The following is a 23563-nucleotide window of genomic DNA, read 5'->3' as shown; positions in this document are numbered from 1 at the left end:
GGAATCGCCATGTTTACCTTTATCAAAAAAGTTATCAAAACCGGCACGGCGACCTCGTCTTATCCGCTGGAGCCGATTGCGGTTGATAAAAACTTCCGCGGCAAGCCGGAACATAATCCGCAGCAGTGCATCGGCTGCGCCGCCTGCGTTAATGCCTGCCCGTCGAACGCGCTGACGGTGGAAACCTTACTGGCAACCAATGAGCTGGCGTGGCAGTTCAATCTTGGCCGCTGCATCTTCTGCGGTCGCTGCGAAGAAGTTTGCCCGACGGCGGCGATCAAACTGTCGCAAGAGTACGAACTGGCAGTGTGGAAGAAAGAAGACTTCCTGCAACAGTCCCGCTTTGCGCTGTGCAATTGCCGCGTGTGCAATCGTCCTTTCGCCGTACAGAAAGAGATTGACTACGCCATTGCGCTGCTTGCGCACAACGGCGACAGCCGCGCGGAAAACCACCGCGAAAGCTTTGAGACCTGCCCGGACTGTAAGCGTCAGAAATGCCTGGTGCCGTCCGACCGTATTGAACTGACTCGCCATATGAAAGAGGTCAGCTAATGAGCAATTTATTAGGCCCGCGTGACGCCAACGGCATTCCGGTACCGATGACGGTGGATGAATCCATCGCCAGCATGAAGGCGTCTCTACTGAAAAATATTAAGCGTTCGGCATACGTTTACCGCGTGGACTGCGGCGGCTGTAACGGCTGTGAAATCGAAATCTTTGCGACGCTTTCGCCGCTGTTTGATGCCGAGCGTTTCGGTATCAAAGTGGTACCGTCGCCGCGTCATGCCGATATTCTGCTGTTTACCGGCGCGGTGACCCGCGCCATGCGCTCTCCGGCGCTGCGCGCCTGGCAGTCGGCGCCGGATCCGAAAATTTGTATCTCTTACGGCGCCTGCGGCAACAGCGGCGGCATCTTCCACGATCTCTACTGCGTGTGGGGTGGTACCGACAAAATCGTCCCGGTGGATGTGTATATTCCAGGCTGCCCGCCAACGCCTGCGGCGACGCTGTATGGCTTTGCGATGGCGCTTGGCCTGCTGGAGCAGAAAATCCACGCCCGCGCGCCGGGTGAGCTGGACGAGCAGCCCGCAGAGATCCTGCATCCGGATATGGTGCAGCCGCTGCGCGTGAAGGTGGATCGCGCGGCGCGCCGGCTGGCGGGTTATCGCTATGGTCGTCAGATCGCCGATGATTACCTGACACAGTTGGGGCAGGGCGAGCAGCAAGTGGCGCGTTGGCTGGAAGCGGAAAACGATCCGCGTTTAACCGAAATTGTCACCCATCTCAATCATGTTGTTGAAGAGGCGCGTATCCGATGAGCGAACAGGTGGTGTTCAGTCAACTGAGCCGTAAGTTTATTGATGAGAACGATGCGACGCCCGCCGAGGCGCAGCAGGTTGTCTATTACAGCCTGGCGATTGGTCACCACCTGGGGGTTATCGATTGCCTGGAGGCCGCGCTCACCTGCCCATGGGATGAGTATCTGGCGTGGATCGCCACCCTGGAAGCCGGTAGCGATGCCCGGCGTAAAATGGAAGGCGTGCCGAAGTATGGCGAGATCGTCATCGATTTCAACCATGTGCAAATGCTGGCGCGCGCGTTTGATGAGGCGCGCGCCGCGCAGACCCCGCAGCAGCAAGAATGGAGCAAACTGATGCTCAGTATGCTGCATGACATTCATCAGGAAAGCGCCATCTACCTGATGGTGAGGAGGCTTCGTGACTGACGTTTTACTCTGTGTCGGCAACAGCATGATGGGCGACGACGGCGCAGGCCCGTTACTGGCGGAAATGTGCGCGGCGCAGCCGAAGGGTAATTGGGTGGTGATTGATGGCGGCAGCGCGCCGGAAAACGACATTGTGGCGATTCGCGAACTGCGCCCGCAGCGTCTGTTGATTGTCGACGCCACCGACATGGGACTTAATCCGGGCGAGATCCGCATTATCGATCCGGATGATATCGCCGAAATGTTTATGATGACCACCCACAATATGCCGCTCAACTACCTGGTCGATCAGCTGAAAGAGGATGTCGGCGAGGTGATTTTTGTTGGTATCCAGCCGGATATCGTCGGGTTTTATTATCCGATGACTCAACCGATTAAGGACGCGGTAAATATCGTCTATCAGCGTCTGGAAGGCTGGCAGGGAAACGGCGGATTTGCCGCGCTGGAAGCGCCGGAGGCGTAAAATGCGCACATATTTAGGGAGAATTTGTGTTACCCGGCATAGGCGGTAAGAAGGACGTGAAGATTATCGTATGGAGCGGACTGCTATTTTTCTGCATCGCCGCGCGCGCACTGGCCACCGGTTTTGTCGGTTACCTGCCGATGAGCGACGGTGAATATGCGCAAAAGCGTGCGCTGAAGCCGCTGTTGACCCTGCCTTATTCTGTATCGCCCGACCAGACCTGGCATTTTCGCCAGGTCGGAGTCAGTGGCGTGACGCTACTGCCGGAGCCGAAAAAAGATAACGAATGGCGGATTAGCGGAAAAGACAGAGCCGGTAATTCGTGGGTTGTCCCGGTGGGAATGCTGATTAATTTGGCGGGTAATGCGCAATTTTATCGCGCTGACCTCGATCGTAACGGCATTCAGGATCTGGTTATCTGGTTGGGCAATCCTGGGTTGGGCCTGGCGCCGAGCGCGCAATACATCATTTTCACCTTTCTCAAGAATGGCCGCCCCTGCGTCTTTGAACCGTGGGGGTTTTATACCGCCACCGATACTGGCGTCGATGATTTGCTTGATTTACAGGGCAATGGGCGCACGCAACTGTTGGATATGCAGTTTGACTCAGGCTACTGGATAACCAATTTATATCAGGTGAAGGACGCCCGCTGGCAGCGCGTACACGGCTGGTTTGGCCGGTTGAGTTATCCGGCGCTGACCCGTTTTAATCACTATCCTGGCCGTAAATTAATTATCAAACCTATTGCCGGAAGGAATCCGCAAACGGACGATCTTTCCCTTACGCAGCGCTGTTTAATACGCGGTAACGTATTGCCAGGCGTTAATCAGGATTGATGCCAGTTGCGGTGCAGAGTTGGCTGGCTATCACTGCAAATCTTGACCACCACTGGCGACATTACGTGTCATCGACACTTGTGACGATGACACGTAAATGCTCACGAAAATAGAAATAATATTCTTAAATAACAATGAAATAAAAATTGGCACGATTCGTGTATATATCGGCACATCATCTGTTATTGCTGGAGAATTTGATGAACCGTTTCATCATTGCAGACGCGAGTAAGTGCATTGGTTGCCGTACCTGTGAAGTGGCTTGCGTCGTATCCCATCAGGAAAATCAGGATTGCGCATCGCTGATCCCTGAAACCTTTTTACCTCGTATCCATGTCATCAAAGGCGTGAATGTTTCCACGGCAACGCTGTGTCGCCAGTGTGAAGACGCGCCGTGCGCCAACGTTTGCCCGAATGGCGCCATCAGCCGTGACAAAGGCTTTGTTCATGTGATGCAGGAACGCTGCATTGGCTGTAAAACTTGCGTAGTGGCATGTCCTTACGGCGCCATGGAAGTGGTGGTACGTCCGGTGGTTCGCAATAGCGGCGCAGGGCTGAACGTGCGTGCCGAAAAAGCCGAAGCCAACAAGTGCGATCTGTGTCACCACCGTGAAGCCGGTCCGGCCTGTATGGCCGCTTGCCCAACGCACGCCCTCATCTGCGTGGACCGCAATAAGCTTGAACAGCTAAGCGCGGAAAAACGCCGTCGTGCGGCGCTGGATTCAACGGCATCGCTGCTTTTCTGATTTCTGCGATTGCGCGTAGAATACGCCACAAAGCATTGCCGGATGGCGGCATCAATGCCTTATCCGGTCTACGGTCCGTGCGGTTGTAGGCCTGATAAGCGTCGCGCCATCAGGCATCCGGGTTCGATGATGGCGGGAAAATAAGATGGCGATAGACACACCTTCCGGCGTACAGCTACGCATTCGGGGCAAAGTACAGGGCGTCGGTTTTCGTCCTTTTGTCTGGCAGCTGGCGCAGCAGTTGCAATTACACGGCGACGTGTGTAATGACGGCGACGGCGTCGTCGTTCGGCTGCTGGAAGATCCGTCGCAATTTATTGCCGCGCTCTATCAGGATTGCCCGCCGCTGGCGCGCATTGACAGCATTGAACACGCGTCGTTGGTATGGGAGCGCGCACCGACGGATTTCACCATTCGTCAGAGCGCAGGCGGTTCGATGAACACGCAAATCGTGCCGGATGCGGCGACCTGCCCGGCATGTCTTGCCGAGATGAATACCCCAGGCGAGCGGCGCTACCGTTATCCTTTCATCAATTGCACCCACTGCGGACCACGCTTCACCATTATTCGCGCTATGCCCTATGACCGGCCATTTACGGTGATGGCGGAGTTTCCCTTGTGTCCGGAATGCGACAGCGAATACCGCGATCCGTACGATCGCCGTTTTCATGCCCAGCCCGTTGCCTGTCCGTCATGCGGGCCGCATCTTGAGTGGCGGAGCCAACATGAACGAGCGGAAAAAGAGGCGGCTTTGCAGGCGGCAGTCGCCCAACTGAACGCCGGAGGCATTATTGCCGTTAAAGGGCTGGGTGGTTTTCATCTGGCCTGCGATGCGCGCAACGATAACGCAGTGGCGATGCTGCGGGCGCGTAAACATCGCCCGGCGAAACCATTGGCGGTGATGTTGCCCACGGCGCAAACGCTGCCGAGCGCGGCGCGTTCGCTGCTGACCACGCCAGCGGCCCCGATTGTGCTGGTGGATAAGCAGTATGTACCTTCGCTGAGTGAGGGCATCGCGCCAGGGCTTACGGAGGTGGGCGTGATGCTGCCAGCCAACCCATTGCAACATCTCTTGTTGCAGGCGCTCAATTACCCGCTGGTGATGACATCCGGCAACCTGAGCGGCAAACCGCCCGCCATCACCAACGAACAGGCGCTGGACGATTTACACGATATTGCCGATGGTTTTCTGTTGCACAATCGCGACATTGTTCAGCGCATGGACGACTCTGTCGTGCGCGACAGCGGCGAAATGCTGCGTCGTTCGCGGGGATACGTGCCGGACGCGATTGCGTTGCCGCCCGGATTTCGCGATGTGCCGCCGATACTGTGTCTGGGCGCGGATCTGAAAAACACGTTCTGTCTGGTACGCGGCGAACAGGCGGTTGTCAGCCAACATTTGGGCGATCTCAGCGATGACGGTATCCAGGCGCAGTGGCGCGAGGCATTGCGTTTGATCCAGTCAATCTACGATTTTACCCCAGAGCGTATCGTCTGTGATGCGCATCCGGGCTATGTTTCCAGTCAGTGGGCCAGTGAGATGCGTCTGCCGACAGAGACGGTGTTACACCATCATGCCCATGCGGCGGCTTGCCTGGCCGAGCATGGTTGGCCGCTGGACGGCGGAGAGGTGATTGCCCTGACGGTAGACGGTATCGGCATGGGTGAGAATGGCGCGCTATGGGGCGGAGAATGTTTGCGGGTCAATTATCGCGAGTGCGAACATTTAGGTGGTTTACCCGCCGTGGCGCTGCCGGGAGGCGATCTGGCTGCCAAACAGCCGTGGCGTAATCTGTTGGCGCAGTGCCTGCGCTTTGTGCCGGACTGGCAGGATTACCCGGAGACAGCGGGGCTGCAACAGCAAAACTGGAGTGTCCTGGCGCGCGCCATTGAGCGCGGCGTCAATGCCCCGTTGGCCTCTTCCTGCGGGCGGTTGTTCGACGCGGTGGCTGCCGCGCTTCGCTGCGCGCCAGCATCGCTTAGCTATGAGGGCGAGGCCGCCTGCGCGCTGGAGGCGCTGGCCTCTCAATGCGCTAACGTTGAGCATCCGGTAACGATGCCGCTTAACGGCGCTCAACTGGACGTCGCTGTTTTCTGGCGGCAATGGTTGAACTGGCAGGCCACGCCCGCGCAACGCGCCTGGGCTTTTCATGATGCGCTGGCGTGCGGGTTTGCCACGCTAATGCGCCAACAGGCTACGGCGCGGGGGATAACCACTCTGGTCTTCAGCGGCGGGGTGATACACAACCGCTTACTTCGCGCGCGTCTTGCCTTTTATCTTTCTGATTTTAAATTGTTATTTCCGCAGCGGTTACCAGCGGGCGACGGCGGGCTGTCGTTTGGACAGGGCGTGATTGCCGCAGCGCGAGCGTTAAGTGAAGTGTAGGGCACCGGATGGTGGCTGCGCCTTATCTGGCCTGTAAACAGATGCTCACTCGTAGGCCGGATAAGACGCGAAGCGGCGCCATCCGGCATCACAGGCTTATACGGACAACGTTTTCAGCAGTGCAAAGGCCTCTTTCATGCGATCTTCACTCACCACAAAGGCGCGTAGTTGGCCTTCTCCGCTCATGCCTTTGGCAATCATACCGTCAGATTCTGCGGTAATCTGCCAGCTCAAATCGTGGCGCTGAGTTTCTCCCGCCAGATGCAGCGGCAGTTCCGGCGTTTTGACTTTGACCAGCATCGCCGGTAGCTTCAGCGGCGCGTTGCCGCCAAACAGATTTTTCGCCAGGTACATCGCGCTTAACTGGATCGGTTGCAGGAAGGGCAGCACCTGACCATTGATTTCCGCGCAATCGCCGATCGCATAAATATCCGGGTGACTGGTCTGTAGATAGCTATCCACGCAGACGCCGCGGTTGACGACTACCCCGGCGCGGCGCGCCAGAGCGGTCTCCGGGCGTAAGCCGGTGGCGGCAATCACTGCATCGACCTCAATACTATGCTGGCTTACCAGCGTAGCGCGGATACCGGCTTCGGTTTTCTCCAGTTTTTGCAACTGCGATTTCAGCAGCAGATGCACCCCCATATCGGTCAGGTGATGCTGTAAGCGACTGCTCACTTCCGGTGGCATCAGTGAGGCGAGAAGGCTGGCGGCGTTATCCATCAGCGTTACCGTTTTCCCGGCGCGGCAGAAATCCATCGCTAATTCACTGCCAATGAGACCGCCGCCGACAATCAGCACTCGCTGCGCGTCGCGCAGTTGTGTCTCACAGGCGCGGTACTCCTGCTGGCTATTCAAAGTAAGCATTAACTCACGTCCTGCAATCGGCGGCACAAAGGCTGTCGCCCCGGTCGCCAGTACCAGCTTGTCGTACTGCCACTGTTTATCCTGACTTTTCACCACATGGGCATCGGCATCAATGTCAGCAACCCAGGTATGCGGGAACAGTCGTAGATTAAACTGTTCAGCAAATTCTCCCGCTAACTGGCGGGTGAGATCATCGGCGCGCTGCGACTGGCTGATAACGTGGCTGAGATCGGGCTTGTTGTACTCATCCATGCTGTCCGCCGCAATCAGGGTTAACGGCACATGCGCATCTTGTTTACGGATATTTTTGACGAGCTGGCGGGCGGCGAAGCCCGACCCAATAATGATGATTCCCCGACTCATTTTGCCTCCGTCGCCAGTACGTCGAACACGTCTTTACCTAATGAACATTCCGGGCACAGGAAGTTATCCGGCACGTCGCTCCACGGCGTACCCGGCGCGACATCCTGCAACGGCTCGCCCAGCGCAGGGTCGTAAATCCACTGGCATACGCTGCATTGCATTTTAGGACCGAGGTCTGCGGCGGCGCAGGTTGTGATTTCTTCGGCTGGCGCGGTTTTCTGTGTGGTTTCCGGCAGCGGAGCAAGCGCCCACTGACGCGCGATGTCGCGACCGTGCTGACGGCACAACTCCAGCGCATCCAGATCCGGACGCCATTTCGCTTTCAGACTCAGGGACATTTCAAAACCGGCATCCTGTAAGCGCGTGGACAGTCGATCCACAGCGCCGCCGCTCCAGCCATGAGAACCGAAGGCGCTGGCGCGTTTGTTGCGAAAGCGCAGGCCGGTCATCTCTTCCACTAGGCCAGCGATTTTCGGCATCATCACGTTGTTCATGGTAGAAGTACCGACCAGCACGCCTTTCGAACGGAAGACATTGGTCAGTATTTCATTTTTATCGCTGCGGGCGACGTTAAAGATTTTGACCGCCACGTTCGGGTCCACTTCATTGATACCCTGCGCGATGGCATCCGCCATCATGCGAGTATTGTTCGACATGGTATCGTAGAAAATAGTGATACGATCTTCCTGATAATCTGCCGCCCATTTCAGATACAGCTCCACGATTTGCGTTGGGTTGTCGCGCCATACCACGCCGTGTGAGGTGGCAATCATATCCACCGGCAGGTTGAAGCCGAGGATTTCGGTAATTTTTGGCGTTACCAGACGGCTGAACGGCGTCAGGATATTGGCGTAGTAGCGCTGGCATTGCTCAAACAGTTCGGTTTGGTCCACTTCATCATTGAATAGGCGCTCGTCGCAGTAGTGCTGACCAAAGGCGTCGTTGCTGAATAACACCGCGTCGCCGGTCATATAGGTCATCATGCTGTCCGGCCAGTGCAGCATCGGCGTTTCCACGAAGATCAATTGCTTGCCGTTGCCGATATCCAGCGTATCGCCGGTTTTCACCACCTTAAAATTCCATTCCGGATGATGGTGATGGCCGTTGATAGAGTCAATGGCGTTGGCGGTACAGTAGATAGGCGTGTCCGGGATCTGCGCCATCAGTTCGGTCAGCGCGCCTGCATGGTCTTCTTCGGCATGGTTAATGATGATGTAGTCGATGTCCGCGAGGTCGATTTCACTGCGCAGGTTTTGCACAAACTCACGGCTAAACTTATGATCGACGGTATCGATCAGCACATTCTTTTCTTCACGAATGAGATAGCTGTTATAGCTGCTGCCACGCAGCGTTTTGTATTCAGTGCCGTGAAAATCACGTACTTCCCAGTCGCGTTGGCCAACCCAATGAATATTATTTTTAACCAGAATAGACATAACCACCTCAATTCATTCAACGTTTGCAAAAAGTTGTTTTGCTTATTGCAGGTAGTGTGCCAACTTTACATCTTATTGATTTATATGAAATTATGATAATTTTGTATTTTTGGTATAGTCAAAAAGACTATAAGTGATGCTGTCAATATGACACTATAGATTGTCAAAATGACAATGAGGTAACCATGAGTTTTTCCGTGGAGGTATTGGCGGGCATCGCCATTGAGTTACAACGCGGCATTGGGCATCAGGATCGTTTTCAGCGGCTGATTACTACGCTGCGTCAGGTGCTGGCGTGCGACGCCTCGGCGCTGTTGCGTTATGAATCACGACAATTTATTCCACTGGCGATTGATGGCCTGGCGCAGGACGTTCTCGGCAGACGTTTTACCCTGGAAGGGCATCCGCGCCTGGAAGCCATCGCTCGCGCGGGGGACGTGGTGCGTTTTCCGGCTGATAGCGATTTACCCGATCCGTATGACGGGTTAATTCCCGGACAGGAAAGCCTGAAAGTCCACGCCTGTGTTGGTCTGCCGCTGTTTGCCGGACAGAACCTCATCGGTGCGCTGACCCTTGATGCTATGACGCCGGAGCAGTTCGAGGTATTTAGCGATGAAGAGCTGCGGCTTGTCGCCGCGCTGGCCGCCGGGGCATTGAGCAATGCGCTGTTAATTGAACAACTGGAAAGCCAGAACATGCTGCCGGGGTCGTCAGGCGTGTTTGAACCGATAAAAGAGACGCACATGATCGGCCTGTCGCCGGCGATGACGCAGTTGAAAAAAGAGATCGAGATTGTGGCGGGCTCCGATCTTAACGTGCTGATCGGCGGTGAAACGGGGACTGGTAAAGAGCTGGTGGCGAAAGCCATTCACCAGGGCTCCCCCAGAGCGGTCAATCCGCTGGTCTATCTCAACTGTGCCGCGCTGCCGGAAAGCGTGGCGGAGAGCGAGTTGTTTGGTCATGTAAAAGGGGCTTTTACCGGGGCTATCAGTAATCGTAGCGGTAAGTTTGAAATGGCGGATAACGGCACGCTGTTTCTGGATGAGATTGGCGAACTGTCGCTGGCGCTACAGGCCAAGCTACTTCGCGTGTTGCAGTATGGCGATATTCAGCGCGTCGGCGACGATCGTAGCCTGCGCGTGGATGTGCGGGTGTTGGCGGCGACCAACCGTGACCTGCGTGAAGAGGTGCTGGCGGGGCGTTTTCGCGCCGACCTGTTCCATCGCCTGAGCGTTTTCCCGCTCTTTGTGCCGCCGCTGCGCGAGCGCGGCGATGATGTGGTGCTGCTGGCGGGCTATTTTTGCGAGCAGTGCCGACTGCGGCTGGGGATGTCCCGCGTGGTGTTGAGTCCCGACGCGCGCCGCCATTTGCTCAACTATGGCTGGCCGGGCAACGTCCGGGAGCTGGAACATGCCATTCACCGTGCGGTTGTACTGGCGAGAGCGACCCGGGCAGGGGATGAGGTGATACTGGAGGCGCAGCATTTTGCCTTGTCAGAGGACGTTTTACCCGCGCCGCCTGCGGAAAGCTTTCTGGCTCTGCCGACTTGCCGCAATTTGCGCGAATCGACGGAGAACTTCCAGCGAGAGATGATTCGCCAGGCGCTGGCGCAAAATAATCACAACTGGGCGGCCAGCGCGCGGGCGCTGGAAACCGACGTCGCCAACCTGCACCGGCTGGCGAAACGTCTGGGACTGAAGGATTAGATAATCCCCGCCTGGTAGAAATCCTGTAGGTTAATGGCGCCGGTGAGTTTGCCGTTTTCATCGACCACCGGCGCGGCGGTAATTTTGCGCTTCATCAGGAGCTCTTTGGCGTCAATGGCGCGGCTTTGCGCCTGGAGCGTAATACCGTTGGGCGTCATGGCTTCGCTTACCGGCGTGGTGAGCGCGCCGCCGCCCACCAGCCAGCGGCGCAGGTCGCCGTCGGTAAAGACGCCTTTCACAACATGTTGCTCATCGCAAACCGCCACCAGCCCCAGCCCGGTACGGCTAAGTTCCAGCATGGCATCCATCACGCTGGTGGCGAGCATCACCTGCGGTATTGCATCGCCCTGGCGCATCAGGTGATGCACATTATTGAGCAAACGCGCGCCCAGTGCGCCAGCCGGATGCGAACGGGCGAAATCTTCTTCGTTAAAACCGCGCGCCTGCATGACCGCCATCGCCAGCGCATCGCCCATCATCAGCGTATTGACGGTACTGGACGTTGGTGCCAGATGCATCGGACAGGCTTCACGCTCGACGGAAATATCCAGAACGGCTTTTGCCGCTCGCCCCAGCGGAGAGTGAGGTTTACCGGTCATCGCCAGCAGCGCGACGGATTTATCTTCCAGACGCGGGATGATGAGGTCGAGTTCTTTTGCGCCGCCGGAATAGGAGATAAATAACATCACGTCGCGGCTTTCAATCATCCCCAGATCGCCATGCAGTGCTTCCGCCGGATGAACAAAAAAAGCGGGAGTACCAGTACTGGCAAGCGTCGCGGCGATTTTTTTACCAATATGACCTGACTTGCCAATGCCGGAAACGATCACTTTGCCTTCACAGTGAATAATGATATTGGCGGCGCGGACAAAATCATCGCCCAGACGCTCCGGCAGACGGCTGGCTTCCTGTAGCTCCAGCATTAAGGTCTGACGGCCCGCGTTTAGTAGTGCATCACTCATTGCTTTCTCCGGTTATGATTACTTCAATCCCTTTTGCTTCCAGCGCCTGACGAAATGCCGGATCGATCCCCGCGTCCGTGATCAGTTTGTCGACGGTTTCCAGACTGCACACCACATTGGGGCTTTTACGACCAAATTTTGAGGAGTCCGCCATCAGAATCACCTCGCGTGCTGCATTGCACATTGCGTTACTGACGGTGTAAACCTCATTGAACGTGGTCACACCGACATTCAGGTCAATACCGTCAGTTCCCATGAAAAGTTTATCAAAGCTGAATTGCTCAAAGGCGTTTTCCGCCAGTTGACCGTGAAACGACGCCGATTTTTTACGGAAGGTGCCGCCGGGCATCAGGATAGTTTGTTCGTTGTCCAGTTCCGATAGCGCGTTGACAATATGGAGGCTGTTGGTCATCACTGTGATGTTGCTAAAACGCGAAAGCAACGGCACCATCTGTAACACGGTACTTCCGGCGTCCAGAATAATGGAATCGCCATCATGGATATATTTCACAGCGGCTGCGGCTATCAGCGCTTTTTTGTGGGTGTTGATAAGCGTTTTGTGATCAATAGGCGGATCGGACTCTTCTTTATTCAACACCACGCCGCCATAGGTGCGGATGACGGTTCCGGCATTTTCCAGAATGACCAGATCTTTACGGATAGTGGTGCCTGTCGTGTCAAAGTACTGGGCCAGTTCTTCAACCGAGCATTTTCCCTGTTTTTGCAGGTGCTCCAGAATCGCGGCCTGACGCTGACGAGGTTTCATAGGCGTGATTACCCTGACTTATGTATTTACCCGTCATACTTCACGCTGCATGTGCGTTGGCTTTCCTCGCTTACCCCGGTCACGTACTGATGTACGCTCCTGGGATTCGCTGCGTCGCCGCCTTCCTGCAACTCGAATTATTTAGGGTATTGGTTGCAAAATGATAATTTCGCAAGCTATACGCATTCACAACGAAATTACCCATGTTTCAGTTTAAGCGCCAATGATAGTGCATTCTGCGCGAGCGAATCATGGGGAAAGATCACATCAGGCTGTAATTCATGCAAATGTTTTCCTTGCATTGCGGCAATTTTAACCGGTCTGGCGAATACCGTAAGACCTTTCATCAATAAAGTGTCCGTCACCCGCTGCTGTTCGTCCAGCGCCACGGCAACCACCACCCGGGGCTTAAAACGCCCGCCGGAGCGCCCGACGCCGACCCGCCCCTGTTGGCTAAGTTTATCGAAAGCTCGATTAAAGCGGGAAATCTGCCAGCCGCCCAGCGCCAGTTGCGCACACCAGGCGATAACGGCGACGGTAATCAGAGTGGAAACCATAATGTGCTCCTGTTGGTTTGCCTGATGGCGGCGTAACCGTCTTATCCGGCCTACGGCGCCATCCGACAATTCACGGTCAGAACATCACTTGACCGCCGGTTACGTTGATCGACTGCCCGGTGCAATAAGACGCTTTCGGGCTGGCATAAAATAGCAGCATGTTCAGCACATCCTGATAATCACACCCGCGTTTGAGCGGTACCTTATCAATGTAATACTGCTCCACCTCGTCGGGCTTAATGCCCAGTTTAGTGGCGTATTGCGGCAGCAGTGACTGGAACATCGGCGATTTCAACAGGTTGCCGAGCATCAACGAGTGTACGGTAATGCCGTATTCCGCCAGATCCAGCGCCAGAGACTGGGTTAACCCCACGCCGCCGAATTTCGCCGCGCTGTAGCCGGAGTTGTGTTTACTGCCCACTTTGCCGGATTTAGAGTTAATCTGAATAATGCGCCCCTGAATGCCGTCGCGGATCATCAGGCGGGAAAACTCACGGGCGCAGAGGAAATAGCCCACCAGATTCACCTGTAGCGAGCGGTCAAAATCGCCCAACTGGAAATCGCTGATAAACGCCGCTTTGGCGATACCCGCGCTGTAAACCAGCAGATCGACGCGCCCGAAAATCTCGTCTACGCCGCGGGACAGCGCCAGCACGCTCTGCTCGCTGGTAGCGTCGGCGCCAAAACCGTACGCCATACCTTCGCCAAAATCGGCGTTAATTTCCTGGGCGACATTCGCGGCTTTATCGCTTTGAATATCAACGACCGCCACGCGGTATCCTTCTTCTGCAAGCCCACGGCAAAGGAATGCCCCCAGGGTCTGGCCTCCGCCAATGACAACGGCAACTTGATTCATGTTTTTTCTCCTTAAGCGACAAACGTCAAAATACAGCCCGGCGCGATATCGTCCGGTACAGGCCCCGCAACGTGTACGGTGCCGGGAAATTCCGCTTCGCGCAGACCATCGAAGCGCAAAGTGATATGCCCCAGTTCACGCAGGTTTTGCTCGGCTACGCTGCCGACCGCCGTGACCGGATAGCAATGTTGGCCCAATTCACACCGCGCGCCAGGCTGCAGCGCGCCGGTCAGTTCGCCATGGCAATGGATGAAGCAAAATTCTTCGATATCCGCCGGCGCACCTTCCCGAAACGTAATCAGCATCTGTTCGCCGAGCGCCTCCTTCGCGCTCTGGCCGATACGGGTGATGGTGGTTTGATAAATCACGCTCATGTCTGAACCTCTTATTGATAGATAAAGCCGGAAACAAACCAGGCGATAAGTACCGTGGGCGCGCCAGTCAGGAAGCGTCCGACCAGCACAGAAGGTACGCCGACGCGAACGGTGTCTTGTTTCGCTTCCGCCAGTGACAGGCCGACCGGGATAAAGTCGCAGGCCGCCTGCGCGTTAATCGCGAACAGGGCGGGAAGCGCCAGATGCGGGGGGATATTGCCCAGGCCTATCTGAACGCCGATCAGGACGCCAATGACCTGAGCGATAACCGCGCCAGGGCCGAGAAAGGGCGACAGCAGCGGGAAAGAGCAGATCAATGCCAGCGTCACCAGCCCCAGTGGATGGCTGGCTAATGGCGCCAGGCCGTGGGCGATCCAGTCGCCAAGACCTGAGGCCATAATGATGCCGATCAGCGCCGAAACGAACGCCATAAACGGCAGGATTGTTTTCAGGACTGTATCAATGGTGTCGCGACCGGACTGGAACAGTACCGCCACGGCGGAGCCCATTCCCATACCGACTTTTGCCAGCAGCCCGTCGCTCTGCTCGGTGATTTTTTTGCTGGTGTCGTAGTCACGTCCTAATGTCGTTTTGGCAGGCTGAGGACTGGCAGGCGTTTCGCCGACAAGAGTAATGTTTTCTTCTTTTACGCCGGAGACATAAATATCCTCAACAATATACTGCGCCAGTGGGCCGGACTTACCCGTCGAGTGAATATTAATGGTTGGAATCCGGCGTTTCGGATAGATACCGCAGCGCAGCGTACCGCCGCAGTCGATAATGGCCGCGCCGATTTCCGCTTCCGGTGGTTCGCCTTCTTTAAAGCCGTCCACCGCTTGCCAGCCTGTTAGTTGCGCCAGTTTGTCGACGATCGCCGGGCGCGTACCGGCTGTGATATAGACGATCTTTTTGCCTGGCGTAACGTCCAGTTCAAGCGGGCCGCCCCAGCCGCCGGCGCCTTTCTCAATACGAACCCGTGTCATGATACCGCTCCTGTCAGATGAACTTTCTGCTCAAGTTGAATCCCCATTTTTTTCTCAAAAATAGCGGTGGTGAGATCGGTGACCCAACCGCGGAAGAAGTTCGTCACCAGACCTACCAGCAGATAGCTCACCGCGAGCGGGCCGAGAGGAAGCCCTAACGTGGTGAGTCCGCTGGCGATACCCAGATAAACAAACAGTTCGCCGGGATTGATATGCGGAAACAGACCGTTCATGGAGTGACAGCTATAGGAGGCCGCCGCGTAATAGCTCGGCTTGTACTTCTCCGGCATAAAGCGTCCCAGGCTCAGGGTCATCGGATTACAAAAAACAAACGTTCCGATAAACGGTAAAAGCAGGTAGCGGGATAGCGGATTTCCGGCGCAGCGTTGGGCAAAACGCTCAATACGCTGCTGGCCGATAAAATTGATGAGCGCATTCATGATAACCAGCAGGCTTATCAGTAGCGGAAGAATACCTGTCACCATACCGGTAAACACCTCTCCGCCTTTCTGGAATAACCCGATGAACCACTCCGCACCATGTGTAATGGTTTCGATCATTGTTCTCTCCTGTAGGGTTTTTAGTTTTCTTGCTAATTTCCTGTTCATTGTAATCATGTTGAAAGATTCAAAAGTGTTATTGTGATCGCAAAATAAAAGAAAAATATTTTAAGTTGAAAGATTGTGGGGGCGAGGGAGAGGATACAAACTGAAAAGAGGAGAAAGGTGATTTATTCTCTTGTGCCGCTTCCTTGTGCGGCGGGGGATGCTTTACCATACTTCTCCCTGGCTGAATTTGTTTAATGGATGTCTCATGTTCAAGCGTCGTTATGTAGCGTTACTTCCACTTTGCGTATTGCTTGCTGCCTGTAGCAGCACGCCAAAATCTTCCGAGACTCAAGCGACGACTGGCACGTCTTCCGGCGGCTTCCTGCTTGAGCCGCAGCATAACGTCATGCAAATGGGCGGCGACTTCGCCAACAACCCTAATGCGCAGCAGTTCATTGATAAAATGGTCAGCAAACACGGTTTCGACCGTCAGCAGCTGCAGGAGATCCTCTCGCAGTCTAAAAGACTGGATTACGTCCTGCGTCTGATGGACAGACAAGCGCCGACCACTCAGCCGCCCGCCGGACCAAATGGCGCCTGGTTGCGCTACCGCAAACAATTTATTACGCCGGATAACGTGCAAAACGGCGTCGCGTTCTGGAATCAGTATGAAGACGCGCTGAACCGCGCCTGGCAGGTATACGGCGTACCGCCGGAAATCATCGTGGGGATTATCGGCGTGGAAACCCGCTGGGGACGTATTATGGGGAAAACACGGATTCTGGACGCGCTGGCGACGCTGTCATTTAACTATCCGCGCCGGGCGGAATATTTCTCCGGCGAGCTGGAAACCTTCCTGCTCATGGCGCGCGATGAGCAAGACGATCCGCTCAATCTGAAAGGTTCCTTTGCGGGCGCGATGGGCTACGGCCAGTTTATGCCATCTTCCTATAAAGAATATGCGGTCGATTTCAATGGCGATGGGCACATTAACTTGTGGGATCCGGTAGATGCCATCGGCAGTGTGGCGAACTACTTCAAGGCGCATGGTTGGGTGAAAGGCGATACGGTTGCGGTGCCAGCGAATGGTCAGGCGCCGGGACTGGCGAATGGTTTCAAAACAAAATACAGTCTCTCTCAGCTTGCCGCCGCAGGCTTAACGCCGCAGCAATCGTTGGGCAATCATCAGGAAGCCAGCCTGCTGCGTCTGGATATCGGTACGGGCTACCAGTACTGGTACGGCCTGCCGAACTTCTACACCATTACCCGATATAACCACAGCACGCATTATGCGATGGCGGTTTGGCAACTGGGCCAGGCGGTAGCGCTGGCGCGGGTGCGCTAATTTACGCTTAGGGAGGGGAGCACCCCCTCCGCTATTATTATGGCTTTTTGGGCTGATTCTCTGCCTGCAAGTGGGATATCTTCTTTGATAGTGCCAGACTATATCCCAGACATCCCAGGCCTAAGATAATTTGACCGCCATCATACGGTTCAAAATAGCCTGACGACAATATATTCAGTACTCCCATGACAAGTGAACAGACGCCGCCAATTGTGGCCCACAGCCGTAGTTGGGTGGTTTGTTTTAGTGTTTGCTGTGTGCTTTCCGTTTTTTTGAGTGACATCCTTGCTTTCTCTCCGTGCGTGTAAATTTAGCGACATGGTACTGCTATTTAGTCATGTGCTACCTCATTTCATTCTGCATAAATAACCTGCTGGCATTTTTTCGGAATCCGACTCGTAAAATCGACTGCTCGTCCCCATCTCTGGTGAGAAAGTGCTATCTTGTGCGGCAGGATTTCTAACTGACAGAGGTCATGATGACTGACAGTGAACTGATGCGGCTTAGCGAGCAGGTCGGGCTGGCGTTAAAAGCGCGCGGGGCGACCGTAACGACAGCAGAGTCCTGTACCGGCGGCTGGCTGGCGAAAGCCATTACCGACATCGCCGGAAGCTCCGCCTGGTTTGAACGCGGCTTTGTCACCTATAGTAATGAAGCCAAAGCGCAGATGATTGGCGTGCGTGAAGAGACCCTGGCGCAGCATGGCGCGGTCAGCGAACCCGTAGTGGTCGAAATGGCGATCGGGGCGCTGAAGGCCGCTCGCGCCGATTTTGCTGTCGCTATTAGCGGAATTGCCGGGCCGGATGGCGGCAGTGAAGAAAAGCCGGTTGGTACGGTGTGGTTTGCTTTCGCCAATGTCAGCGGAGAAGGGATTACGCGTCGGGAATGCTTCAGCGGCGACCGTGAATCGGTGCGTCGACAGGCGACGACGTACGCGCTACAAACCCTGTGGCAACAATTTCTACAAAACACTTGATACTGTATGAGCATACAGTATAATTGCTTCAACAGTACGAATTCACTATCCGGTTCAATACCAAGTTGCATGACAGGAGTAATAATGGCTATCGACGAAAACAAACAGAAAGCGTTGGCGGCAGCACTGGGCCAAATTGAAAAGCAATTTGGTAAAGGCTCCATCATGCGTCTGGGTGAAGACCGTTCTATGGATGTGGAAACTATCTCCACCGGTTCGCTTTCACTGGATATCGCACTCGGTGCGGGCGGTCTGCCGATGGGGCGTATCGTCGAAATTTACGGGCCGGAATCTTCCGGTAAAACGACCCTGACGCTACAGGTGATTGCCGCTGCGCAGCGTGAAGGTAAAACCTGTGCGTTTATCGATGCGGAACACGCGCTTGACCCTGTTTACGCACGCAAGCTGGGCGTCGATATCGATAACCTGCTCTGCTCTCAGCCGGATACCGGCGAGCAGGCGCTGGAAATCTGTGACGCGCTGGCGCGTTCAGGCGCGGTGGACGTCATTGTGGTCGACTCCGTAGCGGCGCTAACGCCGAAAGCGGAAATCGAAGGCGAAATTGGCGACTCTCACATGGGCCTCGCGGCGCGTATGATGAGCCAGGCGATGCGTAAGCTGGCGGGGAACCTGAAACAGTCCAACACGCTGTTGATTTTCATCAACCAGATCCGTATGAAGATTGGCGTGATGTTCGGTAACCCGGAAACCACCACCGGCGGTAACGCGCTGAAATTCTACGCCTCTGTTCGTCTTGATATCCGTCGTATTGGCGCGGTGAAAGAGGGCGATAATGTCGTGGGTAGCGAAACGCGTGTGAAAGTGGTGAAAAACAAAATCGCCGCGCCGTTTAAGCAGGCCGAGTTCCAGATCCTCTACGGTGAAGGCATCAACTTCTATGGCGAACTGGTTGACCTGGGCGTGAAAGAGAAGCTGATCGAGAAAGCGGGCGCATGGTACAGCTACAACGGCGAGAAGATCGGCCAGGGCAAAGCGAACGCGACTACCTGGCTGAAAGAGAACCCGGCGACAGCGAAAGAGATCGAGAAAAGGGTTCGTGAATTACTGTTGAGTAATCAGAATGCCACGCCCGATTTCGCCGTTGACGATAGCGAAGGCGTTGCAGAAACCAACGAAGATTTTTAATCATCAGGTGATGGTGGGTCGGACAAAACGAAGCCGCCATTCAGCAAAACGTTAAATTACCATCAAGGGCTGCATTTATGCGGCCCTTTTGGCATTTCTCCCTGTTAAGGTTTTTTATGAGTGAACCCACATCGCGCCGTCCCGCTTATGCTCGTCTCCTTGATCGTGCGGTACGTATTCTTGCTGTCCGCGATCACAGCGAGCAGGAATTACGGCGTAAACTCTCCGCGCCGGTGATGGGCAAAAATGGGCCGGAAGAGATTGATGCGACGGCAGACGATTATGAACGCGTGATCGCCTGGTGCCACGAACATCACTATCTTGATGACGAGCGCTTCGTGATGCGCTTTATCGCCAGTCGTAGCCGCAAAGGCTATGGCCCGGCGCGTATTCGCCAGGAGTTGAATCAGAAAGGCATTTCCCGTGAATCGGCTGAAAAAGCGATGCGAGAATGTGAAATTGACTGGAGTGAAATGGCACGTGAACAGGCCGTTCGCAAATATGGCGAGCCGCTCCCTTCAAACTTTTCAGAAAAGGTTAAGGTACAGCGCTTTTTGCTCTATCGCGGGTATCTGATGGACGATATCCAGCAAATATGGCGAAATTTTGCAGATTGAGCGCATACGGGATTTTACTTCCCGGTAAAGAAAACTTATCTTATTCCCACTTTTTCCGTCTGGACGCGGGTTGCTTAACGGCGAACAGCGTCTGCGACGAATATTCCTTAAATACACAAAATCATTCAAGCCGCATCAAAGCGGCAAGTGAGCCTCGGGAACGCGTGACCGGGAAACTCGCAGCCAACGCAGAGGCGGCCTGAAGGATGAAGTGTAGCTTGATTTCAGGATAATTATGAGCAAGAGCACCGCTGAGATCCGTCAGGCGTTTCTCGACTTTTTCCATAGTAAAGGGCATCAGGTAGTTGCCAGCAGTTCCCTGGTGCCTAACAATGACCCCACTCTGTTGTTTACCAATGCCGGGATGAACCAGTTCAAGGATGTTTTCCTTGGGCTCGATAAACGTAATTATTCCCGTGCAACCACTTCCCAGCGTTGCGTACGCGCGGGGGGTAAACACAACGATCTGGAAAACGTCGGATACACTGCACGTCACCATACTTTCTTCGAAATGCTGGGCAACTTCAGCTTCGGCGATTACTTCAAACACGACGCCATTCAGTTCGCATGGGAATTACTGACCGGTGAAAACTGGTTTGCTCTGCCAAAAGAGCGTTTATGGGTCACCGTTTATGAAACCGACGACGAAGCCTATGAGATCTGGGAAAAAGAAGTCGGCATCCCGCGCGAGCGTATCATCCGTATCGGCGACAATAAAGGCGCGCCATACGCATCGGATAACTTCTGGCAGATGGGTGATACCGGTCCCTGCGGTCCGTGCACCGAAATCTTCTACGATCATGGCGACCACATCTGGGGCGGCCCTCCGGGAAGCCCGGAAGAAGACGGCGATCGCTATATTGAGATCTGGAACATCGTCTTTATGCAGTTCAACCGTCAGGCTGACGGGACTATGGAACCATTGCCGAAACCGTCTGTAGATACCGGTATGGGGCTGGAGCGTATTGCCGCGGTACTGCAACACGTTAACTCTAACTATGATATCGACCTGTTCCGCACGTTGATTGAAGCGGTAGCGAAAGTCACCGGCGCCACCGATCTGGGTAATAAATCGCTGCGCGTTATCGCCGACCACATCCGTTCTTGCGCATTCCTGGTTGCCGATGGCGTGCTGCCGTCGAATGAAAACCGTGGCTATGTGCTGCGTCGCATTATTCGTCGCGCGGTTCGTCACGGCAACATGCTGGGCGCGAAAGAGACCTTCTTCTACAAGCTGGTTGGGCCGCTGATTGAGGTAATGGGCTCCGCAGGCGAAGAGTTGAAACGTCAGCAGGCGCAGGTCGAGCAGGTTCTGAAAACGGAAGAAGAGCAGTTCGCCCGTACGCTGGAGCGCGGTCTGGCGCTGCTGGATGAAGAACTGGCGAAATTGCAGGGCGACACCCTGGACGGCGAAACAGCTTTCCGTCTGTATGATACTTATGGTTTCCCGGTCGATCTAACGGCGGACGTCTGCCGTGAGCGCAACATCAAAGTCGATGAAGCCGGTTTTGAAGCCGCTATGGAAGAGCAACGCCGTCGCGCGCGCGAAGCTAGCGGTTTTGGCGCGGACTACAACGCGATGATCCGCGTTGACAGCGCTTCTGAATTTAAAGGTTATGACCATCTGGAACTGAACGGCAAAGTGACCGCGCTGTTTGTCGATGGTAAAGCGGTTGAAGCGATTAACGCGGGACAGGAAGCGGTTGTCGTGCTGGATCAGACCCCATTCTATGCGGAATCAGGCGGTCAGGTTGGCGATAAAGGCGAGCTGAAAGGCGCTGAATTTACTTTCGCTGTGGACGACACGCAAAAATATGGTCAGGCGATTGGTCACCTCGGCAAATTGTCTGCGGGCGCTCTGAAAGTGGGCGATGCGGTACAGGCTGACGTAGATGAAGCGCGCCGCGCACGTATCCGTCTGAACCACTCCGCCACGCACCTGATGCACGCGGCGTTGCGCCAGGTGCTTGGGACACACGTTGCGCAGAAAGGTTCGCTGGTTAGCGATAAAGTGCTGCGCTTCGACTTCTCGCACAATGAAGCGATGAAGCCGTCGGAGATTCGTGAGGTTGAAGATTTGGTGAATGCGCAAATTCGCCGCAACCTGCCGATTGAAACGAACATCATGGATCTCGACGCGGCGAGGGCGAAAGGGGCCATGGCGCTGTTTGGCGAGAAATACGACGAACGTGTACGCGTTCTGAGCATGGGCGATTTTTCTACCGAACTGTGCGGCGGTACTCACGCCAGTCGTACCGGTGATATCGGTCTATTCCGTATTATCTCTGAGTCCGGCACCGCAGCGGGCATTCGTCGTATTGAGGCGGTAACCGGTGAAGGCGCTATGGCCACCGTTCATGCGCAAAGCGATCGCTTAAACGATATTGCGCATCTGCTGAAGGGCGACAGCCAGAATCTGGGCGACAAAGTGCGTGCCGTACTGGAACGTACACGTCAGCTGGAAAAAGAGTTGCAGCAGTTGAAGGACCAGGCCGCAGCGCAGGAGAGTGCAAATCTTTCCAGTAAAGCGGTCGATCTCAACGGCGTGAAGCTCCTGGTTAGCGAGCTTGCTGGTATTGAGCCGAAAATGCTGCGAACCATGGTTGATGATCTGAAAAATCAACTGGGGTCTACCGTTATCGTACTGGCAACGGTTGTTGAAGGTAAGGTTTCTCTGATTGCGGGCGTGTCGAAGGATGTGACCGACCGGGTTAAAGCAGGGGAATTGATTGGTATGGTCGCTCAGCAGGTGGGCGGTAAGGGTGGCGGTCGTCCGGACATGGCGCAAGCCGGTGGTACGGATGCGGCAGCTCTGCCTGCAGCGTTAGCCAGTGTACAAGGCTGGGTCAGCGCAAAATTGCAATAATTATAAGCGTTCGTTGGCGCCGCAGCCCGTGCTGCGGCGTTTACGTCAACGCTATCGACAACGATAAAGTCAGGTTGAAGTTTTGTATATCGGCTAAACTTAGGTTTAACAGAATGTAATGCCATGACTGCTTACACCTAAGGTGTTTGTCATCGCTTACTTTTTGGCGTTATATGATGGATAATGCCGGGATACAGAGAGACCCGACTCTTTTAATCTTTCAAGGAGCAAAGAATGCTGATTCTGACTCGTCGAGTTGGTGAGACCCTCATGATTGGCGATGAGGTCACCGTGACAGTTTTAGGGGTGAAGGGCAACCAGGTGCGTATTGGCGTGAACGCCCCGAAAGAAGTTTCTGTCCATCGTGAAGAGATCTACCAGCGTATCCAGGCTGAAAAATCCCAGCAGTCCAGTTACTAAGGTTTTCGCGTCTCACTTTTCGGGTGAGGCGCAGCCTCTCTTCTCGCTCGCCCGCGTTGTCCCTTCATGACTTTTTTCAACCTCACTGTTGATATGGTGCGCTTTTGGCGGCCAGCGTGTCATCAAATTATCTGTTGATAAAACACTCTTTTTGGCTTTTTTACAGACTAATTGAGCGTGAAGTGTGCAAACGATAAAAGCTCTGGAAAAATTGTTTGACTTATAAGTCCCAGAAAGTAATATGTGCGCCACGCAGCGACGATGAGCAGAACAAGTTCTTCGAAGCACTCGTAAGAGGCGTGTGGTGAGGTGGCCGAGAGGCTGAAGGCGCTCCCCTGCTAAGGGAGTATGCGGTCAAAAGCTGCATCCGGGGTTCGAATCCCCGCCTCACCGCCATTTGCATCCGTAGCTCAGCTGGATAGAGTACTCGGCTACGAACCGAGCGGTCGGAGGTTCGAATCCTCCCGGATGCACCATCTCTTACTTGATACGGCTTTCCCGCGGTATCAAAATCTGCAGTAAAGTAAGTTTCCCGATGCATCCGTAGCTCAGCTGGATAGAGTACTCGGCTACGAACCGAGCGGTCGGAGGTTCGAATCCTCCCGGATGCACCCTCTC

Annotated in this window: 24 protein-coding genes and 3 tRNA genes; 17 read left to right on the top strand and 10 right to left on the bottom strand. The window is 54.9% G+C overall.

What is annotated here, in order from left to right; genetic code table 11:
* Nucleotides 1-9 precede the first annotated feature (9 nt).
* The 7 genes from hycF to hypF all read left to right on the top strand — a co-directional run bounded on the left by hycF (nucleotide 10) and on the right by hypF (nucleotide 6157).
* Nucleotides 10-552, top strand: coding sequence for a formate hydrogenlyase subunit HycF (gene hycF, locus ACLJPQ_RS15890; RefSeq protein ID WP_000493773.1), 543 nt, complete (start codon nucleotides 10-12; stop codon nucleotides 550-552).
* Nucleotides 552-1319: a formate hydrogenlyase subunit HycG gene (gene hycG / locus ACLJPQ_RS15885; RefSeq protein WP_000067422.1), complete on the top strand. Its 768-nt coding sequence runs from the start codon at nucleotides 552-554 to the stop codon at nucleotides 1317-1319. The genes hycF and hycG overlap by 1 nt, the downstream gene beginning before the upstream one ends.
* Entirely contained in the window at nucleotides 1316-1726 is a 411-nt protein-coding gene (locus tag ACLJPQ_RS15880) for a formate hydrogenlyase maturation HycH family protein (protein ID WP_000003725.1), read from the top strand. Before hycG ends, ACLJPQ_RS15880 begins: the two co-directional genes overlap by 4 nt.
* Nucleotides 1719-2189 carry a hydrogenase maturation peptidase HycI gene (hycI, locus tag ACLJPQ_RS15875; RefSeq protein ID WP_023181870.1) on the top strand — a complete coding sequence of 157 codons (471 nt, stop codon included), beginning with the start codon at nucleotides 1719-1721 and terminating at the stop codon, nucleotides 2187-2189. Before ACLJPQ_RS15880 ends, hycI begins: the two co-directional genes overlap by 8 nt.
* Nucleotides 2190-2215: 26 nt before the next feature.
* Entirely contained in the window at nucleotides 2216-3025 is an 810-nt protein-coding gene (locus ACLJPQ_RS15870) for a hypothetical protein (protein WP_000936681.1), read from the top strand.
* A 200-nt stretch (nucleotides 3026-3225) separates the two neighbouring features.
* Nucleotides 3226-3771, top strand: a complete 546-nt coding sequence (gene hydN, locus ACLJPQ_RS15865) for an electron transport protein HydN (protein WP_042948890.1) — start codon at nucleotides 3226-3228, stop codon at nucleotides 3769-3771.
* 145 nt (nucleotides 3772-3916) lie between these two features.
* Nucleotides 3917-6157: a carbamoyltransferase HypF gene (gene hypF, locus ACLJPQ_RS15860; RefSeq protein WP_080184751.1), complete on the top strand. Its 2241-nt coding sequence runs from the start codon at nucleotides 3917-3919 to the stop codon at nucleotides 6155-6157.
* A gap of 96 nt (nucleotides 6158-6253) precedes the next feature.
* Here the strand turns inward: hypF and norW are convergent, their stop codons facing one another.
* Both norW and norV read right to left on the bottom strand, forming a co-directional pair.
* Nucleotides 6254-7387, bottom strand: coding sequence for an NADH:flavorubredoxin reductase NorW (gene norW / locus ACLJPQ_RS15855; protein ID WP_010835027.1), 1134 nt, complete (start codon nucleotides 7385-7387; stop codon nucleotides 6254-6256).
* A complete protein-coding gene (gene norV, locus ACLJPQ_RS15850; protein WP_000026006.1) occupies nucleotides 7384-8823 on the bottom strand; it encodes an anaerobic nitric oxide reductase flavorubredoxin in 1440 nt (479 codons plus the stop codon). The genes norW and norV overlap by 4 nt, the downstream gene beginning before the upstream one ends.
* A 185-nt stretch (nucleotides 8824-9008) precedes the next feature.
* Between norV and norR the strand changes: the two genes are divergently transcribed.
* Nucleotides 9009-10529: a nitric oxide reductase transcriptional regulator NorR gene (gene norR / locus ACLJPQ_RS15845; RefSeq protein WP_080184750.1), complete on the top strand. Its 1521-nt coding sequence runs from the start codon at nucleotides 9009-9011 to the stop codon at nucleotides 10527-10529.
* Here the strand turns inward: norR and gutQ are convergent.
* The 7 genes from gutQ to srlA all read right to left on the bottom strand — a co-directional run bounded on the left by gutQ (nucleotide 10526) and on the right by srlA (nucleotide 15587).
* On the bottom strand, nucleotides 10526-11491 hold the full coding sequence (gene gutQ / locus ACLJPQ_RS15840; RefSeq protein WP_001278206.1) for an arabinose-5-phosphate isomerase GutQ: 966 nt from the start codon (nucleotides 11489-11491) through the stop codon (nucleotides 10526-10528). The genes norR and gutQ overlap by 4 nt on opposite strands.
* Entirely contained in the window at nucleotides 11484-12257 is a 774-nt protein-coding gene (gene srlR, locus ACLJPQ_RS15835) for a glucitol operon DNA-binding transcriptional repressor SrlR (protein ID WP_000804536.1), read from the bottom strand. Before srlR ends, gutQ begins: the two co-directional genes overlap by 8 nt.
* A gap of 197 nt (nucleotides 12258-12454) precedes the next feature.
* Entirely contained in the window at nucleotides 12455-12814 is a 360-nt protein-coding gene (gutM, locus tag ACLJPQ_RS15830) for a transcriptional regulator GutM (RefSeq protein ID WP_000255198.1), read from the bottom strand.
* A 76-nt stretch (nucleotides 12815-12890) separates the two neighbouring features.
* Nucleotides 12891-13670 carry a sorbitol-6-phosphate dehydrogenase gene (srlD, locus tag ACLJPQ_RS15825; RefSeq protein WP_001077372.1) on the bottom strand — a complete coding sequence of 260 codons (780 nt, stop codon included), beginning with the start codon at nucleotides 13668-13670 and terminating at the stop codon, nucleotides 12891-12893.
* Between the two features lie 11 nt (nucleotides 13671-13681).
* Complete coding sequence (gene srlB / locus ACLJPQ_RS15820) at nucleotides 13682-14044, bottom strand: PTS glucitol/sorbitol transporter subunit IIA (RefSeq protein ID WP_000111553.1); 363 nt, start codon at nucleotides 14042-14044, stop codon at nucleotides 13682-13684.
* A gap of 11 nt (nucleotides 14045-14055) precedes the next feature.
* The gene (locus ACLJPQ_RS15815; protein ID WP_000199039.1) at nucleotides 14056-15027 is read right to left on the bottom strand and encodes a PTS glucitol/sorbitol transporter subunit IIB; all 972 of its coding nucleotides are present in this window, start codon (nucleotides 15025-15027) and stop codon (nucleotides 14056-14058) included.
* Nucleotides 15024-15587, bottom strand: coding sequence for a PTS glucitol/sorbitol transporter subunit IIC (gene srlA, locus ACLJPQ_RS15810; RefSeq protein WP_000573335.1), 564 nt, complete (start codon nucleotides 15585-15587; stop codon nucleotides 15024-15026). Before srlA ends, ACLJPQ_RS15815 begins: the two co-directional genes overlap by 4 nt.
* A gap of 253 nt (nucleotides 15588-15840) precedes the next feature.
* Between srlA and mltB the strand changes: the two genes are divergently transcribed.
* Nucleotides 15841-16920, top strand: coding sequence for a lytic murein transglycosylase B (gene mltB, locus ACLJPQ_RS15805; protein WP_000476826.1), 1080 nt, complete (start codon nucleotides 15841-15843; stop codon nucleotides 16918-16920).
* A gap of 37 nt (nucleotides 16921-16957) precedes the next feature.
* Here the strand turns inward: mltB and ACLJPQ_RS15800 are convergent, their stop codons facing one another.
* Nucleotides 16958-17203 (bottom strand): hypothetical protein, encoded by a 246-nt coding sequence (locus tag ACLJPQ_RS15800; protein ID WP_000053777.1) that lies wholly within the window; start codon nucleotides 17201-17203, stop codon nucleotides 16958-16960.
* 195 nt (nucleotides 17204-17398) lie between these two features.
* Here ACLJPQ_RS15800 and pncC point away from each other — a divergent pair, with 195 nt between their 5' ends.
* The 8 genes from pncC (at nucleotide 17399) to ACLJPQ_RS15760 (ending at nucleotide 23556) form a co-directional block, all read left to right on the top strand.
* Nucleotides 17399-17896, top strand: a complete 498-nt coding sequence (gene pncC, locus ACLJPQ_RS15795; protein ID WP_001528025.1) for a nicotinamide-nucleotide amidase — start codon at nucleotides 17399-17401, stop codon at nucleotides 17894-17896.
* 84 nt (nucleotides 17897-17980) lie between these two features.
* Complete coding sequence (gene recA / locus ACLJPQ_RS15790; protein WP_000963150.1) at nucleotides 17981-19042, top strand: recombinase RecA; 1062 nt, start codon at nucleotides 17981-17983, stop codon at nucleotides 19040-19042.
* 116 nt (nucleotides 19043-19158) lie between these two features.
* Nucleotides 19159-19659 carry a recombination regulator RecX gene (recX, locus tag ACLJPQ_RS15785; protein ID WP_020899128.1) on the top strand — a complete coding sequence of 167 codons (501 nt, stop codon included), beginning with the start codon at nucleotides 19159-19161 and terminating at the stop codon, nucleotides 19657-19659.
* A 235-nt stretch (nucleotides 19660-19894) separates the two neighbouring features.
* A complete protein-coding gene (gene alaS, locus ACLJPQ_RS15780) occupies nucleotides 19895-22525 on the top strand; it encodes an alanine--tRNA ligase (RefSeq protein ID WP_080184749.1) in 2631 nt (876 codons plus the stop codon).
* Nucleotides 22526-22759: 234 nt separating this feature from the next.
* Nucleotides 22760-22945, top strand: a complete 186-nt coding sequence (csrA, locus tag ACLJPQ_RS15775) for a carbon storage regulator CsrA (RefSeq protein WP_000906486.1) — start codon at nucleotides 22760-22762, stop codon at nucleotides 22943-22945.
* A gap of 303 nt (nucleotides 22946-23248) precedes the next feature.
* Nucleotides 23249-23341, top strand: a tRNA-Ser gene (locus tag ACLJPQ_RS15770).
* A 3-nt stretch (nucleotides 23342-23344) separates the two neighbouring features.
* A tRNA-Arg gene (locus tag ACLJPQ_RS15765) sits at nucleotides 23345-23421 on the top strand.
* 61 nt (nucleotides 23422-23482) lie between these two features.
* A tRNA-Arg gene (locus ACLJPQ_RS15760) sits at nucleotides 23483-23556 on the top strand.
* The last annotated feature ends 7 nt before the right edge of the window (nucleotides 23557-23563 follow it).

This window comes from Salmonella sp. SAL04213 (assembly GCF_046550535.1).
Taxonomy (GTDB): domain Bacteria; phylum Pseudomonadota; class Gammaproteobacteria; order Enterobacterales; family Enterobacteriaceae; genus Salmonella; species Salmonella enterica.
The sequence above is the reverse complement of the archived record's forward strand: the minus strand, read 5'-3'. Positions and strand labels throughout refer to the sequence as shown.